The sequence below is a fragment of the Mesorhizobium sp. WSM4832 genome, from assembly GCF_055811115.1.
Window position 1 is genome coordinate 1 of sequence record NZ_JBVVQH010000015.1, and the last position, 15586, is coordinate 15586.

Here is a 15586-nt window from a genome sequence, read left to right on the forward strand (position 1 = left end):
ATCCGCAACATGATGCCGCTCCAACCGGGCGACGTGCCGGCAACCTTCGCCGACGTGACCTCGCTCGAAGAGGTGATCGGGTTCAAACCCAGGATCCCGGTCGAGATCGGCGTTCCGCGCTTCGTGGAATGGTATCGCGACTTCTATCAGGTCTGACTGAACGGCCCCGGTCTACATCTCGCAACCAGGCGGCAGCTCCTTCCATCGGAGCGCTCCTTCTTCGCGGGAACCTTGTCCCGATCGCCCTCGCAGTAACATTGGTCGGGCTCCTTCTGTTCGATAGGCCATACAAGAACGTGTCGCTGGACGGACCACCCGCTAAAAGCCACGTCCCTACGGACCAACCGCCGTGCATCTTCTGTCGATGATCTTGCACGAATGGAACGAGACGAAGAACCGCGCCCTGCTGCGCCGGGTCTTCGAGGGTTGCCAAGAGGCGGCGCGGCCGTCAAAGCGAGCTTCTCGTCAATGAGGAAAAACCCGGACCGGCGCCGACCGCTCCTCAGCATGCCGATCGAGACGGAAGGACGAAACCACCCCGGTCGAATATTCGGCGGGGCTTCAGGATGCCGGATTTAAGCACCTCGAGACGGTCCGATTCGACGCACCCGCCGTGAACGGCGCCGTGATCGGCCGCAAGCCGTGAAGCACAAAGCGCACTGGATTAAACGCCGTTCCGGCGGCGGCGTGGTTAAGGAGATTGCAGCCTATACAAACGGCTTCGGAGGGATCCCGGCAGCGAAGGCTGAGACAACCACGGGGCCCGGCGACTTAGCGTTTTCCGCGAAATTCGGGGGGCTCAAATCAGGCGGCGGCAGTCCTTTGTGCGCCTTTACCAGGGCTTCGAACCAGGCGGCGACGGGTAGTGGCACCGGCGCGCGTCCTTCAAGCCAGCGTACCACGTCGTTGCGCGGGCAGTCGAGCTCCTGCGCCACGTCGGCGGCCTCCCACCTCAAGATCCTCAGGTATTCTCGCAGCCGTCCTGCAATCATGGTTGATCCTGTTCCCCGCGAAACATTGAGACTGTCTCGGTGCAATCGAATGGACCCCGCCAGCGGAGGTGAGGTCCGATTCGGTCAGCTGGCGCCGACGTTTCCGCGGAAATCTGCTGTGCTGCAAGGAACATCAGTGTCGAGGCGACGGTCCGCCGGTTCCATCCGGCCGATTCGGCCGTGTCAAGCAAGCCGGTCAGCAGCGGCTTCAACGCGCTTCGGCATTCGGCTTCATAGGCGAGGAATTCGCTCGCCGAATGTGTCGGCGCCGGAATCGATCCGTTGCCATTCATTACGTTCATGCAGGCCTCCCATTGCTCCTGGTGAAGCGCCCGCTCCCTAGTAAGGAGCGGGCTTTTCGTCAGCGTCTTAAAAGTCCATGCCGGCGCCGGCTGGCATCGCCGGGCCGGCTTCTTTCTTCGGCTTCTCGGCCACCATCGCTTCGGTGGTGACGAGTAGGCCGGCGACGGAAGCGGCGTCCTGCAGCGCAGTGCGCACGACCTTGGCCGGGTCGATCACGCCCTGGCTGTAGAGATCGCCATAATCGCCGGTCTGGGCGTTCCAGCCATAGGCGAAGTCGGTCTTCTCGCGCAGCTTGCCGACGATGATCGAGCCCTCCGCCCCGCTGTTTTCGGCGATCTGGCGGGCCGGCGCCTCGATCGCGCGCCGCACGATATCGACGCCGTATCGCTGGTCGGGGTTGTCGACTGCGACCGCGTCAAGCGCGCGTGCGGCCCTGAGCAGGGCAACGCCGCCGCCGGGCAGGATGCCTTCCTCGACCGCGGCGCGCGTGGCGTGCAGAGCATCATCGACGCGGTCCTTCTTCTCCTTGACCTCGACTTCCGTCGCACCGCCGACGCGGATCACCGCGACGCCGCCGGCGAGCTTGGCCAGGCGCTCCTGCAACTTCTCGCGGTCGTAGTCCGAGGTGGTCTCCTCGATCTGGGCCTTGATCTGCGTGATGCGGCCATGGATCTCCTCCTTCTTGCCGGCGCCGTCGACGATGGTGGTGTTCTCTTTCTCGATCGCCACTTTCTTGGCGCGGCCGAGCATCTCCAGCGTGACATTCTCCAGTTTGATGCCGAGATCCTCGCTGATGGCCGTGCCGCCGGTGAGGATGGCGATATCCTCCAGCATCGCCTTGCGGCGGTCGCCGAAGCCTGGAGCCTTGACGGCAGCGACCTTTAGGCCGCCGCGCAGCTTGTTGACGACTAGCGTGGCCAGAGCCTCGCCCTCGACATCCTCGGCGATGATCAGCAGCGGCTTGCCGGACTGCACGACGGCCTCGAGCACGGGGAGCAGCGCCTGCAGATTGCCGAGCTTCTTCTCGTGGATCAGCACATAGGGCTCGTCGAGCTCGACGCGCATCTTGTCCTGGTTGGTGACGAAATAGGGCGAGAGATAGCCACGGTCGAACTGCATGCCTTCGACGACTTCCAGCTCGGTCTCGGCGGTCTTGGCCTCCTCGACGGTGATGACGCCCTCGTTGCCGACCTTTTCCATGGCGTCGGCCAGGAAGCGGCCGATCTCGGCATCACCATTGGCCGAAATGGTGCCGACCTGGGCGATTTCATCGTTTTTAGTGATCTTGCGGGCGTTGGACTTGAGTTCGGCGACGACGGCATCCACCGCCTTGTCGATGCCGCGCTTCAAATCCATCGGATTCATGCCCGACGCAACCGCCTTCGCGCCCTCGCGAACGATCGCCTGCGCAAGCACGGTCGCGGTGGTCGTGCCATCGCCGGCCAGGTCGTTGGTCTTCGAGGCGACCTCGCGGACCATCTGCGCGCCCATGTTCTCGAACTTGTCCTCAAGCTCGATTTCCTTGGCGACGGTGACGCCGTCCTTGGTGATGCGCGGGGCGCCGAACGACTTGTCGATGACGACGTTGCGGCCCTTGGGGCCAAGCGTCACCTTCACCGCGTCGGCGAGGATGTTGACGCCGCGCAGCATGCGCTCACGGGCGTCGGAATGGAATCTCACTTCCTTGGCAGCCATTGGATCACTCCTTCTTAGGCAGCTTTCATTGACTGAATTGGGTTGATTGGTCCTGGTCAGGCGGCTTTCTTCAGCGTTGCAGTTTGCTCGATCACGCCCATCACGTCGCTTTCCTTCATGATGAGCAGATCCTCGCCATTAAGCTTGATCTCGGTGCCGGACCACTTGCCGAACAGGATCCGATCGCCGGCCTTCACGTCGAGGGGCACGAGCTTGCCGCTCTCGTCGCGGGCGCCAGGACCGATCGCAATGACTTCGCCTTCCTGTGGTTTTTCCTTGGCTGTATCGGGGATGATGATGCCGCCAGCCGTCTTCTCTTCGGCTTCGATACGGCGGACGAGCACGCGATCATGCAATGGACGGAACGTCATATCGTTCTCCTTCTGGACAAACAGATTGTGAGGGTCCTCCGCTCCGGACCGGCAGACCGGAGCGGGGCTCGCGCGACCCTTTCGGCATCGCGCGCATGTCGAGCTAATTTTGTCTTCTTCTACTTTCAAGAGGGTGTGGCAAAATTTTTAGCACTCTCGGTCATTGAGTGCTAGCGCACTGAAAACATGCGGTAAATTGGATCGCTCCGATAAGAAGGGGCTTGAATTCGCGATTGAGCTAAACAAGATTACCGGTACCCGGCAGCGCCGGGACCGCTGAGGAATTGGAACCCGAAACAGGAGTTTTTAGAGACGGAGGACAGAAATGGACCGACAGATGCTTTCGCCGATCATTCCTTCCCTAGCTCCCGAAATATCAGACCTTTCGCTCGACCGGCTGCTGTCACCGGCCAGCCATTTTCAGCACCCGAAGGATGTGCTGGAGGACGGCTCGCTCGACACATGCGAAAAGCGGGCGATCCTTTCGTTCTGGGCATCAGACGCCTGCGCCGTGGAATCGGTGCCGGCGCTGCGCCAGCCGCCCGGCGCTGGACGGCCGGTATCCTTCGACGAGATCATAGACGCGCTGCGCCGGCTCGATGCTGCTGCCCCGCCGCCTGCCGGCCGCGCCGATCACGGCCATCGGCAGATGGTCGACCGGCTGAGCGCGTGAGGCAGAGATGGCGACCGCAATTAGCAGGGAATTCCGCTTGCAGATGGATGGCTATGGCCTGACCACCGCCGAGATCCATTACCATCTGCCCGACCATCCCAGTCTGCTTCAACTCTATGTCTGGCAGGACTACGACCTTGCTCCGGGTTTTCCGGAGCTGAGGGATTTCCTGGTTTTTTGGGAGCGCGAGCTGGCGGGCGCCTTGCACTCGGTGCGTGTCGCCCATCATCGGCTCATCAGGCCTTCGGAATGGCGGGCCGTCGACGGGATCATAGCGATCCATTGAAAATCGGGTCCCCAAGGCGGTCGTGTTTGCGGCCGCCTTCAATTCATCATTTGCCCGCGTGCATGCAAAAGAAGAGGGTGAGTTTTCAGGCGGCTTCGGGCCTATCGGTCACAACGTCAAGGCGTTCAGTCCGTGCAGCTCCAAAATCGCCGAAGACTTCATCGCCAACCTTGCACAGTCACCCGACACATCGTGCGCCGGGCGTGCTGCAGCTATCCGTTTTCTTCCGAAACAGGAGACACCTTAAGCGTTCTGATCAGTATGCACGCTCTGTTCGCTCGGTTTTCAGGGGACCTCAAGTCGTAATTGTGATGACACGACGGAGGGTTTGCCCCGCTCAATGCTATGATCCAAGACGCCGTCTGTAGCGCCTCCGAAGAGGCTTGTGAGGCGGTGATCAAACTCTTGGTATGGCCAGCATATCAGACAGTTGCGAATGACGACTTCTGCGACGTTGGCGTGCCAGTTAGGTCGACTCGTTGATCGCTGCAGGCGGTGCGCTAAATTCCAATCAGTGGGTGTCGGCCAGGGGAGGTATACGTCATCGATCCCGTTCACTGGATAGCGTTCGTGGGAACGGTCATCCTGATGCAGATGCCGCCCGGGCCAGATAGCATGCTCGTAATGGCGCGCGGCATCGGGCAAGGCAGCTCGGTCGCTCTGCTCACGGTGCTGGGTATGACCGTTGGAGCGGGTATGGTGCAACTGCCTCTTATCGCGCTCGGCGTTACAACCCTCATAAAAGCGTCGCCGATTGCATTCGCTGCGCTTAAATGGATGGGAGCGGCCTATCTTGTCTGGATGGGCGCACGGCTGATCTTCTCGGCGAGCGACGCTTCCGTCGAGCAAAACAAACGTCCCATCAGACCACTTGCTGCGGCAATCGACGGCATGATCGCCAATCTGATCAATCCATGGCCGATCGCCTTCATGGTCGCTTTCCTCCCGCAGTTCGTCGACCCGCACGGGAGCTCGGTAGCGCTGCAGCTTTTGATGCTCGGAACAACTCAGAAGGCAACTGGCGTACTGGTGTTGAGCGCCTATGCCTTGGCCTCTGGGAGCGTCGGGACCTGGATTATGGCAAGGCCCAGAGCAAGGCTTTGGCAGCAGCGGATCGCCGGCGTCTTCATCGTGGGGCTTGGGCTGAGAATGATGGTCGGCGGCGGCGCAACCCGCTAGAAGCATCCAAAGATCAATCAGCGTGATGTCGCGTTCGCGCGGCTGAGCAGTGCCGCTCCCTAAACCTAAATTTCATTAGAGCGGGGTCCCGCACCCGAATGTACCCATCGAGTCGAGGCAGGCAGTCATTCATAACAATGAAGGGCAGGCGGATCTCCCAATAGGCCCGAGCCTGAGGGGAATTTCTCCGAAGCATCCATGAAGCCGATCGAGATGTAGAATTCGTTTGGCAAACTTTCATCGTGGAAGCCGATCGATGTTCCGCATTCGGCGCAGAAGAAACGGATCACGCCCGTGATCTTCGAAAATGTTTTTTGGCCTCGCGTCTAGCCACCGAAACGCATCGGGGAGCGGCCGGCACGCTGCTGCCCAAGATATTGATGGTAGCATTAATTCTCATTCCAACAGGTGAATGGGGATGGCTGGCCGCTGACCGAACGGCGGCATCCCGAGGCGCGCTTCAACTCCTGTAGTCACATCGGAACCTCGGCGCCATGGCCCGGTTAACTTGCTGCGAGGAGGTGCTCCATGAATGCGACGAAAGAATTCCTGCGCAGCTGGCTGGAAGAGAATGTCGGCAACTTGCCGGCCGACACCGAGGTCAGCGTTCCGATGCTGGCCCAGCAGTTCGAGCAGGATGCCGATGCCGCCGGCTACGGGCGCGAAGTGCGGGAGCAGGAGCTCGGCAACATTGACGACGCCATCCAGCGCGCCCTCGATAGAACCGGCGACGGAAACGAGGAGGCGGATCTCGGCGAGGAGAATTCACTGGCACCAGTCATCGATGCACTGGAAGCAGCCGAGCCTGGACATGAGACTTCGGAGGATGCCGAGGGCCCGCAGTAATGATCTGCGTGCATGCCGGAACAAACACCGATGCCAAAGGTTTGGCGGACAGATAATCGGTCGAAACAGAGAACGTATCGATGACGAAGTCTAATGAGAAAGCGAACCCTGCCAGATCGGGATCTAGCAGCAGTCAGCCCGTCCGGCAAACGGCGACGGACGAACGTTTGCCGCAAGAAGATCCCGTGGAGGGATCTCGCAAGACGGTGGATCATGAACTCGATCGACAAAAGCAGCCGGCTGACACCGAGAACGCGAAATCTGGACGCCAGGCGCTACGCAATCAGGTCGAGGAAGAGACCGAACTGCCCCAGAAAGGATCGGCCTGAACCGGCCCATCAGTGACGCCGCGCCCCCGAGGATCGTTAAGCCCTGCTGGTGGCCTCCCCGCCCTCGAATCCTTGCAATCGTGACCGCAAAGCCCAAACAGAAAGCCGTCCTGTTGCTTGCGGCGGCAACGGTTGGCTTGGCCCTGTACAACAACCTGCTTGCGAGACGGGCATTGGCTGGACGCCCGCTCGGGCGCTTCATCCACCTCCGCAGAACGAAGCTGCATTTCTTGGAGGCAGGCCATGGGCAAACGCTGCTGCTGTTGCATGGCAATGGCGCTTCGGCGGAAGACTTCACGACAAGCGGCATCTTCGACAAAGCCGCTGCCAAATATCGCGTACTTGCCTTCGACAGACCCGGGTTCGGCATGAGCCCACGCCCGGCAGGCAGACCTTGGACCGCCAGCGCCCAGGCCGATCTCATCCAGGCCGCGGCCGCGAAGCTTGGCATCGAGCGCTACGTCGTTGTCGGCCATTCCTGGGGGGCCGCCGTGGCGCTCGAGATGGCGCGTCGATATTCCCGCTTCGTCACCGGTATTGTTGTCGTCGCTGGTTATCATTACCCACCGCCACAGCTGGCTCTTGCCATCTCCGCGCTGCCAGCGCTTCCGCTGATCGGGACGGTGTTGCGCCACACCGTGCTGCCTTCGCTGGTCAGGCTGAACTGGCGCTGGGCGATGAAGAAGATTTTCTATCCGGCAACGATAGCGGCGCCTTTCGCGGCAATGACAAGAGAGTTGGCGAGCCGCCCCTCGCAGCTGCGGTCCATCTCTGCGGAATCTTTCCTGATGCTGGTGTCGGCACTATTCCCAAATCGTCGATACGCCGACATCGCCGTCCCTGTCGGGATAATTGCCGGTGCTGGCGATCAACTGTTCGACGCCAAGGCCGAGGCGCTGCGGCTGCAAGCCGAGATAAGCCACTCGCTGCTGGATATCGTCTTGGATTCCGGACACATGGTACATCAAAGCAAGCCGCCGGCGGTTCTCGCCATGATCGACAAGGTTGCCGCCTTTGCCAGCGCCAATGAGAGGCCGGAATCGAGTCGGAACCAATGCTAACTCCACCTCGGCTGGAGACTGGCGCGCAGATGATCGATCGCCAACCGAAGATTAGCCAAACGATGTCGGAAACAGGCCCTGCTGCCGCATCGATTGCGACCTCACGCGAATTGGTCAAATCGCCTCCAAGCATCTTTGTATTCACGATCATTGCAGCAGGCTTGCGCATACATCCCGAACGAGTCGAAGCAGAATGGCGAACGCGTAGTTCACATCCAATCGCTCAATCGGGATCCGCCCCGTAGCTGCGCCGCCAGCCATGGACCGAACGCGCGCTCTGCCGCTGTGCCGGTCACGCTTTTCTGGTCAGTGAGCGCGATTGCCCAGCTTCTGGCGCGCTCGGGCAACATCGTTGCTAGGTGTCGCGATTCATGGCCGTCCTGATACAGCTGAAGAACAAGCGAAGTTAGGGCGGCATGGAACCAGGCAAGCCTCGGCTCCGCAAATCCTGAACACGGGAGGAACTTTCCTGTGGTTGCGGCCTTTATCTTCATGATTTCAAGCAATTGCAATGAGAGGAAGATGGTCGGCTCGGCCGTTCGGCTAAGCCGCGCCTTTTTACCGCTGCTCTTACTGGCGCTAACCTCCTGTTCTTCATCTGAAACCGCCGAACAGCAAATCAAGCTTGCAAGCTCGACGGCGCAGGCGGCCGTGATGGTGACCGATGCCTGGCTTTCGGGCGCCGCGCCACCCCGCTACGCCTCTTCTGCCTTGCAATCCTTCACCGAGACACTCGCCGACGCCGGCCGGCAGGTGCAGTCGGTCTCTCCGTCGGATCCAGCGAGGCGCGAGGCGGTAAGCACGGCGCTCGGCCGGTTGTCGAGCGCGGCAAAGCGGGCCCAGACCGCGGTTGAGGCCGAGCAGCACGCGCAGGCCGGTCAGGCGCAACGGGAGCTTCGCACCGCGCAAAGCGATCTCGCCACCGCCTATCGGCAATATTTCTCGCCGGACCGATGAAGAAGCTGCTGGAGATCTCGCTTGGTGTCGTGACCAGCGTCGGCGGCTTTCTGGAGGTCGGTTCGATAGCGACTGCGGCACAGGCCGGCGCGCTGTTCGGCTTCCAACTCGTATGGGCGGTCGTGCTCGGCACCATCTGCATCATCTTCCTGGTCGAGATGGCCGGCCGCTTCGCTGCCGTCAGTCATCACACTATCGCCGATGGCATCCGCGAAAGGTTCGGCTTCAACGCGTTCATCTGGCCTCTGCTTGCAGCCTTGTTTGTCAACTTTCTGGTGCTTTCCGCGGAAATAGGCGGCGTTGCCATCGCGGCCGAGCTTGCCACCGGTATTGGCTTCCAGTGGTGGGCGTTGCCGGTGGCGTTTTTCGTGTGGCTGCTGTTGTGGAAAGGCACGTTCGGCCTCATCGAAAAAGGTATGTCGATGCTTGGCCTGGTCACACTGTGCTTCGTCGTGGCAGCCGTGATGCTTCACCCCGACTGGAAGGAGGTGGCCACCGGTGCCGTGCCTAATTTGCCGCAGCACGACACGGCAAAATACTGGTTCATGGCCGTCAGCATTCTCGGCGCCTCGATATCGCCTTACCTCTTCATGTTCTATTCTTCGGGAGGAATCGAGGACCAATGGGACAAGACCTATATCGGCGCCAACCGGGCCATTGCCGGCCTGGGCATGAGTTTCGGCGGAGGGATCTCTGTAGGCGTGCTGATCGTGGCGGCTCTTGTGCTTGGCGCTCATGGCGTGACCCAGGTGGACGACTACAACCAGCTTCCTCTGATGCTGATCCCAATATTCGGCTTCTGGGGTTTCGTACTTTTCGTTGTTTCGCTGGCCATCGCCTGCTTCGGTGCCGCGCTCGAGGTGGCGTTGCAGCAAGCCTATCTTGTCGCTCAGGGATTCGGCTGGACGTGGGGCGAAGACCTCAAGCCCCGCGACGATCCTGGCTTCAGCCTCGTCTACACGCTCAGCGTCTTCCTCGCCGCCGTTCCGATAGCGCTCGGTCTCGATCCGCTGAAGCTCACGATTTTCTCAATGGCACTGACCGCGGCCAGCCTGCCGCTGACCGTGGTGCCGTTCCTTTTCCTGCTGAATGATGACCATTATGTCGGCGAGCACTGCAACGGCGTCATTTCGAACGCGGCCGTGATCTTCATCATCGCGCTAGGCTTCGTGCTGGCGCTGGTGACCATTCCGCTGCAGATATTCGGAGGCGCATGATGCAGCTGCTGCGCGACATACTGGACAAGCAGGTCGTCGATCGCGAGCAGGTCAAGATCGGCAAGGTGGATGGGCTGGTCGCCGAGCTGAGGCAAGCAAAGCCGCCCAGGGTCATTGCCGTCGAACTTGGCTCCATCGCGCTGGGGCGACGGCTTGGTGCTGTGGCCGGGCGATGGGCCGCGCGGCTCGTGGCAAGGCTGAGCGGCAAGCGCCAGACACGGCCGCATCGGATCGCGTGGAACAAGGTGCGCGACATCGGGGTCGACATCGAATTCGATATCGACGTGCGCCAGACCAAAATCCTTGCCTGGCAGGACTGGCTGCGCGAACACGTCATCGGCCGGATTCCGGGGGCCTGACGATGGCGACCGTCAATCTCGATCATCTGGCCGGCAGGCGCCTGTTGTCCGAACGCGACAGGAGCATCGGCTATATCGAGGAGATCATCGCAGAGTGGGATGGCGAAGACCTCGTCGTGACTGAATTCCACGTCGGTATCTTCGCCGCTTTCGAACGCCTGTCGGCGTCGACCATCGGCACTGCATTGCTCGACTTCTTCGGGCTGCGGCGTCGCGAAGGTCTCTACCGCATTCCCTGGGACAAGATCGATATTTCCGATCCGGCACGCCCGAGGCTGCTCTGCTCGGATCAAGAGCTTTCCGGCTTTAAGGCCGGAAGCCAACGACGAAAAACTTCGCGCTGAAATGCTCGTCAGACAGAGCTGAAGTCAACCAACTATTGATCCCGCTCGGGTCTCGGCTGCAAAAGTCGAGTGTCGAAGGTGTCAGGCAAGTGCGGGTGAGTTGGCGCCCGGACGGATGCTGTGGTCATAACGTCCCACGGCAAGAGAACGGTCATCTTCGCCTCTTGTTCTGGCCAGAGTGGTCTGCCGGCCAGCGAGAACACGATTGCGAGCAAGCATGTCAGGAGAAGGGCTGCGAATAGGTTCGCAATGATTTCGCCGAACTGCATGTGCGACTCCCGCAAACAAACACCCGCCGTCTCGCAGACAGCGGCGGGTGTTTGTGAACCGGCGACAAAGGGACTGATGCTCACCGGTTCCTAACCAAATGAGCTTCACCGGCTTATGTTTCGGGATTGGGACCAATGCTTTCGGCCTTGGGACTACAGTCGCAAGGCGTTCATATCCAGCTCAGGACCGCTACGGACGGCAACGTAACACTTCGCCAGCCGTTTTGCGCGGATGCCTCCGGAACCATCGCCTCGGCCTCGCCGTTCACGCTTCGAGTCAGGAAGGAGTTCCAATGACCGGCAAAGCACCACCTACACCTCCCGGGAACCAAAGCCCGAAGGGTCCCGGCGACTCGAAACAGGCGCCGCTTGATCAGAAGAGCAAGGGCGGATCTCCAGTTCAAGATCCAGAGAAACGCGGGCACCAGGGCAATACCAAGGTGAACGTCACTCCACAGCGCAGTCAGCAGGACCGTTGAACATGTCGACATCCAGCAAGACGCCCGCGAGCGTAAGGCAAGGCGGCCCGGGCGCAGCTCACGAGAACGCCAAAGCTCCGCTGAAGATCAGAAAACCGCCGGCGGATTCCGATCAGCGCAGCCATAGCGGTGTGTCGGGTGGTGGCGGCGAGCGCGACCGGCATCATAGCCATGATCCGGAGAGAAAAGGCGACACGCGGCCTGCGCACCGGCGGTGAACCGCTCCCGATCTGAGCTGGGACACTCGCCTTCTTGGCGGGCCGGCTGGCATTGCAAGCTGCTGGCCCAGAGTGCTCGCGCGCTGCCGTGGCTACGCTGGGGTAAGACACGCATTGCCTGAAATCGTGGGCGGACGATTTCACCCTTTGTCAGGCCTGCCCGCGAATTGATCGACCGCTCCCGCCATTTGTAGCATCAGCTCGTCCATTGAGATTGAATTGTCTCCATAGGGATAGAAGTCTGATTTGTCGCCGCTTTTCCATTTCTGCCGTAGTTCGGGGTCGGTAATGTCCCAATCGTGATAGGTCTGGCGCGCCAACTCGCGCAGCTCGGCGTGCAACTCCGACGCAGATGGTCGTCCCCAATAGTAATAGCCATTATAGATTTTGAATACTTTCAGATCGCGGCCTAGCACGATTGTGTGCGGGATCATCACGTCGTGCGACGTGTCAGTATATTCCTTGATGTCCAGATCCTTCTGCACGATCCGCTCCTCGTCATAGAGGAAAGGCCATGAGGCCACGGTCTGCTGGCGGTAGTTGTTCGTGGTATGCCAGTCGTCCGTTGTGATAGTGACAAGTTGGGTGTAGCCGACGACGAACTGCGGATGGAAGCGCACGAGTTCGAGCATATGCTGACGATCCTTCGGGCAGAACGAGCCGCGCGTCAGCACAATGACCATAAGCTGGTCGCCTTGCAGGTCTGATAGGCGCCGAGGTGTCTTGGTGTGGTCGGGAAGAACATAATCCGGGAATTTCGCTCCAGCCGATATATCCTGTCTCATCAGAATTCTCCTATGTGTTTGGGACACGAACCGAACCCGCGTGGCTGCGGCTTGTTCCTAGGATTTGCGCGGCGCAAGAGGTGGAACCTCGTGGCTGAGCATGCCGGTTTCGCGCTCGGCCGCTCACCGCTGCTTTCGTGGAATGGAACAGCGGCTTTGTGAAACTGTTGTTTATGCTGCAAAGGAGAATGCCAGTGGTGGCAGGTGAGAGCGAAACTGATGCGGGTCGCGTATCGGTTGCCGTCTCCACAAATTTCGGGCGCAGGCGCTAGCCGGCCAATACGGCCTCAGCATGAAGCAAACCCGTGAGTTGGTAGCGCGGCATGGCAACGATGAAAAAACCTGGAGCAGAAGGCAGCTAAATTGAAAGCGAACCAGGACGCCGCGAAAAGCTGAATGGACGCCAGGCTGCATCTCGACATGCGGCTGATCCGAATAGGAGCATGCAGGCCAAGCCGAAGTCGGTTGAGACAAGTCGCGCGGCAACACGTTATGGCAAATTGAATGACAGACGTAACCAAAACCGCATCGCTCGGCGGCCAGAATGCGAGCTGCTGGACAGCAACGGCCAGGCAGACCGACTACTCGCCGATCACCGGCTCCATCAAAGCCGAGACCGTCATAATAGGGGCCGGTATCGTTGGGCTGACCGCCGCATTGCGGCTCTGCGAAGCCGGACGCTCCGTTATCCTCCTGGAGGCGTTGCGTGTCGGCCGTCAGGTGACCGGCCGCTCGACCGCCAAGATCACGACCCAGCACGGCCTGGTCTATCACGACCTTATCCGCAATCTGGGACGGCCGGCGGCACAGAACTATGCCGATGCCAATCGTGCCGGCGTCGACCAGATTCTCGACTGGACAAGTGCGCATGGGATCGAATGCGATCTCGAGACCATGCCGGCCTACGCCTATACCACCGATGCCGCCCGGCGCGGAGATATCGCGGCCGAAGCGCAAGCAGCCCGGCAAATGGGCCTCGATGCCGAAGTGGTCGACCGCGCCCCGCTTCCTTTCGATACGGCCGGTGCGTTGCGGTTCCCCGACCAGGCGCAGTTTAACCCCGCGCGGTACGCGGTCGGTCTTGCCCTGGCGGTCGAGAAGTTGGGCGGTCGCATTTTCGAAGCGAGCCGCGTGACGTCGATCGACGAAGAAAACGCTTGGCGCGTTGCGGCGAACGACGGAACCGTGCGCGCCGAGCACGTGGTCGTCGCCACGAACATGACGATCAAGAGCCCCGTCGGGATGGCGAACCGGACACAGCCGCGAAGCCACACGGCCATGGCTTTTCGCATCGAGGATCCTGCAGCCTTCGAGGGCTTCTTCCTCGGCATCGACGACCCGACCCGGTCCATCCGGACCGGCCGCGACGATAAGGGGCCGCTGCTTTTGGTGCTCGGGCCGAAATTCAACACCGGTCAGGATGGCGACGTGGCTCGACGGTTCGTCGAGCTCGAAGCTTGGGCGCGCGCCAACCTTCCTGTAGGCGATGTCGCGTGGCGTTGGTGCAACGAAGATTATGACACGCCGGATCGGGTGCCGTATGCCGGAGAGCTTGATCCCGGCAAGTCACCAGGCTTTCATGTCGCAACCGGCTTCAACGCCTGGGGCATCAGCAACGGGACTGCCGCCGGAATACTGATCGCCGAGCGCATTTTAGGCCGGTCGTGTGCCTGGGATAAGCTCTACGATCCGGCGCGACCCTACGACGAAAAGTTTCACGTCAATGGGGATAGCCGGTCGATTGTCGAAAGCTTCGATCAAATCGCGCCCGGAGAAGGCGGTGTCGTTGTAAACGGCGAACGAAAGATAGCTGCCTGGCGCGACAAATCCGGCGCGCTGCATGCTGTCGAAGCAGTCTGCACGCATAAGGGCTGCACGGTGAGCTGGAACAATGCTGATCGAACATGGGATTGCCCGTGCCATGGCTCGATCTTCGCGGCGGACGGATCGCTCATTCATGGCCCCGCCAGAAAGCCGCTCCAACCGGTTGCCCTTTGAAGGCCTGATGCCCGGGAGGAGCGGTGATAATGACGGGATCGGTCCCCTTTGACGCCAACAGCTTTGGCGGCTCTGCGGCCGGGCGCCCGGAACCAATTCTCCTATCGGCAGTTAGGCCGGCAAATTCGGCGGCGGGAGCACAGAACGGACAGGAGTACCGGAATGCAGAGTGTTCGTATCCATGCATTTGGCGGCCCGCAGGTGTTGACGCTCGAGACGGCGCCGACGCCCGAGCCTCAGCCCGAAGAGATTCTGGTTCGCATACATGCTGCGAGCGTCAACCCGGTAGACTACAAAATCCGCAACGGCGGCTATGTTGAGGAGGATCGCCTGCCTCTGACACTCGGGCGTGATTTCTCCGGCGTGGTCGAACGATGCGGGCCGAATGTCGAGGCTTTCAAGCCGGGCGATGCGGTCCATGCGATGTTGACACCGGACCGGGGTGGTTACGCTGAGTTCGTGGCCGCCAAGGCTCAGGATTGCGCGGCCAAGCCGGAACGGCTCGATCATCTGCATGCGGCGGCCGTTCCGTTGGCGGCACTGACCGCGTGGCAGGGCATTTTCGACCATGGCGGCGTGAGCGCAGGCCAGCGGACACTGATTCACGGCGCCGCCGGCGGTGTCGGCCATTTTGCGGTTCAGTTCGCGAAGGCAAGAGGCGCGACGGTATTCGCAACATGCTCGGGGCGCGACATCGACTTCGTGCAGAGCCTAGGCGCCGACGAGGCCATCGATTACAAGAACCAGCGGTTCGAGGATGCGGTGCGCGATGTCGATCTTGTCTATGATCTCGTCGCCGGCGAGACCCAGGAGCGCTCCTGGTCGGTTCTCAAGGAGGGCGGGACCATTGTCTCGACGCTGCAGCAACCCTCGAAGGAAAAAGCCGCCGAGCGCAAAGCTCGTGGGACCCACTACATGGCCAAGCCGGACGGTGCTCAGCTTGCCGAGATCGGGCGGCTGATCGACGAGGGTACTGTCCGCGTCGAGGTTGGCAAGATTTTTCCGCTGCGCGAGGCGGCGGACGCTGAACGCGCCTTGGAAGAGGGGCACGTCCGCGGCAAGGTTGTTCTGAAGGTCGCATAGCGGCGGAAACGCCCCGGCCCACCGACGGCGACCCACCGATCTCTGTTGTGAAGAACAGGCGGCCTTGAGCGAGGCTCAAAAGATAGGAGATTCTTCGATGGCAGGACGACTGGACGGCAAAGTTGCAATCGTGACGGGAGCG

At 60.9% G+C, this 15586-nt stretch carries 17 protein-coding genes; 14 read left to right on the top strand and 3 right to left on the bottom strand.

From position 1 onward, the window contains the following. Positions 1–1361: 1361 nt before the first annotated feature. Entirely contained in the window at positions 1362–2990 is a 1629-nt protein-coding gene (gene groL, locus AC0L2L_RS20705; protein ID WP_473580737.1) for a chaperonin GroEL, read from the bottom strand. Between the two features lie 56 nt (positions 2991–3046). Continuing rightward, a complete protein-coding gene (gene groES / locus AC0L2L_RS20710; protein WP_473580739.1) occupies positions 3047–3361 on the bottom strand; it encodes a co-chaperone GroES in 315 nt (104 codons plus the stop codon). 325 nt (positions 3362–3686) lie between these two features. Here groES and AC0L2L_RS20715 point away from each other — a divergent pair, with 325 nt between their 5' ends. The 12 genes from AC0L2L_RS20715 (at position 3687) to AC0L2L_RS20770 (ending at position 11578) form a co-directional block, all read left to right on the top strand. After that, a complete protein-coding gene (locus AC0L2L_RS20715; RefSeq protein ID WP_473580740.1) occupies positions 3687–4034 on the top strand; it encodes a hypothetical protein in 348 nt (115 codons plus the stop codon). Between the two features lie 7 nt (positions 4035–4041). Beyond that, on the top strand, positions 4042–4320 hold the full coding sequence (locus AC0L2L_RS20720) for an usg protein (protein WP_473580742.1): 279 nt from the start codon (positions 4042–4044) through the stop codon (positions 4318–4320). Between the two features lie 22 nt (positions 4321–4342). Continuing rightward, entirely contained in the window at positions 4343–4567 is a 225-nt protein-coding gene (locus AC0L2L_RS20725) for a hypothetical protein (protein WP_473580744.1), read from the top strand. 323 nt (positions 4568–4890) lie between these two features. Continuing rightward, on the top strand, positions 4891–5499 hold the full coding sequence (locus AC0L2L_RS20730) for a LysE family translocator (RefSeq protein ID WP_473580746.1): 609 nt from the start codon (positions 4891–4893) through the stop codon (positions 5497–5499). Positions 5500–6027: 528 nt separating this feature from the next. After that, complete coding sequence (locus AC0L2L_RS20735) at positions 6028–6345, top strand: hypothetical protein (RefSeq protein WP_473580748.1); 318 nt, start codon at positions 6028–6030, stop codon at positions 6343–6345. Between the two features lie 80 nt (positions 6346–6425). Further along, entirely contained in the window at positions 6426–6674 is a 249-nt protein-coding gene (locus tag AC0L2L_RS20740) for a hypothetical protein (RefSeq protein ID WP_473580750.1), read from the top strand. A gap of 80 nt (positions 6675–6754) precedes the next feature. Further along, positions 6755–7735 (top strand): alpha/beta fold hydrolase, encoded by a 981-nt coding sequence (locus AC0L2L_RS20745; protein WP_473580751.1) that lies wholly within the window; start codon positions 6755–6757, stop codon positions 7733–7735. Positions 7736–8257: 522 nt separating this feature from the next. After that, a complete protein-coding gene (locus tag AC0L2L_RS20750; RefSeq protein ID WP_473580753.1) occupies positions 8258–8692 on the top strand; it encodes a hypothetical protein in 435 nt (144 codons plus the stop codon). Further along, on the top strand, positions 8689–9909 hold the full coding sequence (locus AC0L2L_RS20755) for an Nramp family divalent metal transporter (RefSeq protein ID WP_473580755.1): 1221 nt from the start codon (positions 8689–8691) through the stop codon (positions 9907–9909). The genes AC0L2L_RS20750 and AC0L2L_RS20755 overlap by 4 nt, the downstream gene beginning before the upstream one ends. Beyond that, positions 9906–10268, top strand: coding sequence for a hypothetical protein (locus AC0L2L_RS20760; protein WP_473580756.1), 363 nt, complete (start codon positions 9906–9908; stop codon positions 10266–10268). Before AC0L2L_RS20755 ends, AC0L2L_RS20760 begins: the two co-directional genes overlap by 4 nt. A 2-nt stretch (positions 10269–10270) precedes the next feature. Continuing rightward, positions 10271–10612, top strand: a complete 342-nt coding sequence (locus tag AC0L2L_RS20765) for a hypothetical protein (protein ID WP_027168601.1) — start codon at positions 10271–10273, stop codon at positions 10610–10612. Between the two features lie 750 nt (positions 10613–11362). Further along, entirely contained in the window at positions 11363–11578 is a 216-nt protein-coding gene (locus tag AC0L2L_RS20770) for a hypothetical protein (RefSeq protein WP_473580758.1), read from the top strand. A gap of 140 nt (positions 11579–11718) precedes the next feature. On the opposite strand, the gene AC0L2L_RS20775 is transcribed toward AC0L2L_RS20770, so the two are convergent. Then, entirely contained in the window at positions 11719–12363 is a 645-nt protein-coding gene (locus AC0L2L_RS20775) for a redoxin domain-containing protein (protein ID WP_473580759.1), read from the bottom strand. 504 nt (positions 12364–12867) lie between these two features. On the opposite strand from AC0L2L_RS20775, the gene AC0L2L_RS20780 reads away from it, so the two are divergent. Both AC0L2L_RS20780 and AC0L2L_RS20785 read left to right on the top strand, forming a co-directional pair. After that, entirely contained in the window at positions 12868–14361 is a 1494-nt protein-coding gene (locus tag AC0L2L_RS20780; protein WP_473580760.1) for an FAD-dependent oxidoreductase, read from the top strand. 162 nt (positions 14362–14523) lie between these two features. Next, positions 14524–15444 (top strand): NADP-dependent oxidoreductase, encoded by a 921-nt coding sequence (locus AC0L2L_RS20785; protein ID WP_473580762.1) that lies wholly within the window; start codon positions 14524–14526, stop codon positions 15442–15444. The last annotated feature ends 142 nt before the right edge of the window (positions 15445–15586 follow it).

Bases quoted from the DNA above. Each gene is read 5' to 3' on its own strand.
- groL (WP_473580737.1), bottom strand. From the start codon at position 2,990: ATGGCTGCCAAGGAAGTGAGATTCCATTCCGACGCCCGTGAGCGCATG.
- groES (WP_473580739.1), bottom strand. From the start codon at position 3,361: ATGACGTTCCGTCCATTGCATGATCGCGTGCTCGTCCGCCGTATCGAA.
- AC0L2L_RS20715 (WP_473580740.1), top strand. From the start codon at position 3,687: ATGGACCGACAGATGCTTTCGCCGATCATTCCTTCCCTAGCTCCCGAA.
- AC0L2L_RS20720 (WP_473580742.1), top strand. From the start codon at position 4,042: ATGGCGACCGCAATTAGCAGGGAATTCCGCTTGCAGATGGATGGCTAT.
- AC0L2L_RS20735 (WP_473580748.1), top strand. From the start codon at position 6,028: ATGAATGCGACGAAAGAATTCCTGCGCAGCTGGCTGGAAGAGAATGTC.
- AC0L2L_RS20740 (WP_473580750.1), top strand. From the start codon at position 6,426: ATGACGAAGTCTAATGAGAAAGCGAACCCTGCCAGATCGGGATCTAGC.
- AC0L2L_RS20750 (WP_473580753.1), top strand. From the start codon at position 8,258: ATGGTCGGCTCGGCCGTTCGGCTAAGCCGCGCCTTTTTACCGCTGCTC.
- AC0L2L_RS20755 (WP_473580755.1), top strand. From the start codon at position 8,689: ATGAAGAAGCTGCTGGAGATCTCGCTTGGTGTCGTGACCAGCGTCGGC.
- AC0L2L_RS20760 (WP_473580756.1), top strand. From the start codon at position 9,906: ATGATGCAGCTGCTGCGCGACATACTGGACAAGCAGGTCGTCGATCGC.
- AC0L2L_RS20765 (WP_027168601.1), top strand. From the start codon at position 10,271: ATGGCGACCGTCAATCTCGATCATCTGGCCGGCAGGCGCCTGTTGTCC.
- AC0L2L_RS20770 (WP_473580758.1), top strand. From the start codon at position 11,363: ATGTCGACATCCAGCAAGACGCCCGCGAGCGTAAGGCAAGGCGGCCCG.
- AC0L2L_RS20775 (WP_473580759.1), bottom strand. From the start codon at position 12,363: ATGAGACAGGATATATCGGCTGGAGCGAAATTCCCGGATTATGTTCTT.
- AC0L2L_RS20780 (WP_473580760.1), top strand. From the start codon at position 12,868: ATGACAGACGTAACCAAAACCGCATCGCTCGGCGGCCAGAATGCGAGC.
- AC0L2L_RS20785 (WP_473580762.1), top strand. From the start codon at position 14,524: ATGCAGAGTGTTCGTATCCATGCATTTGGCGGCCCGCAGGTGTTGACG.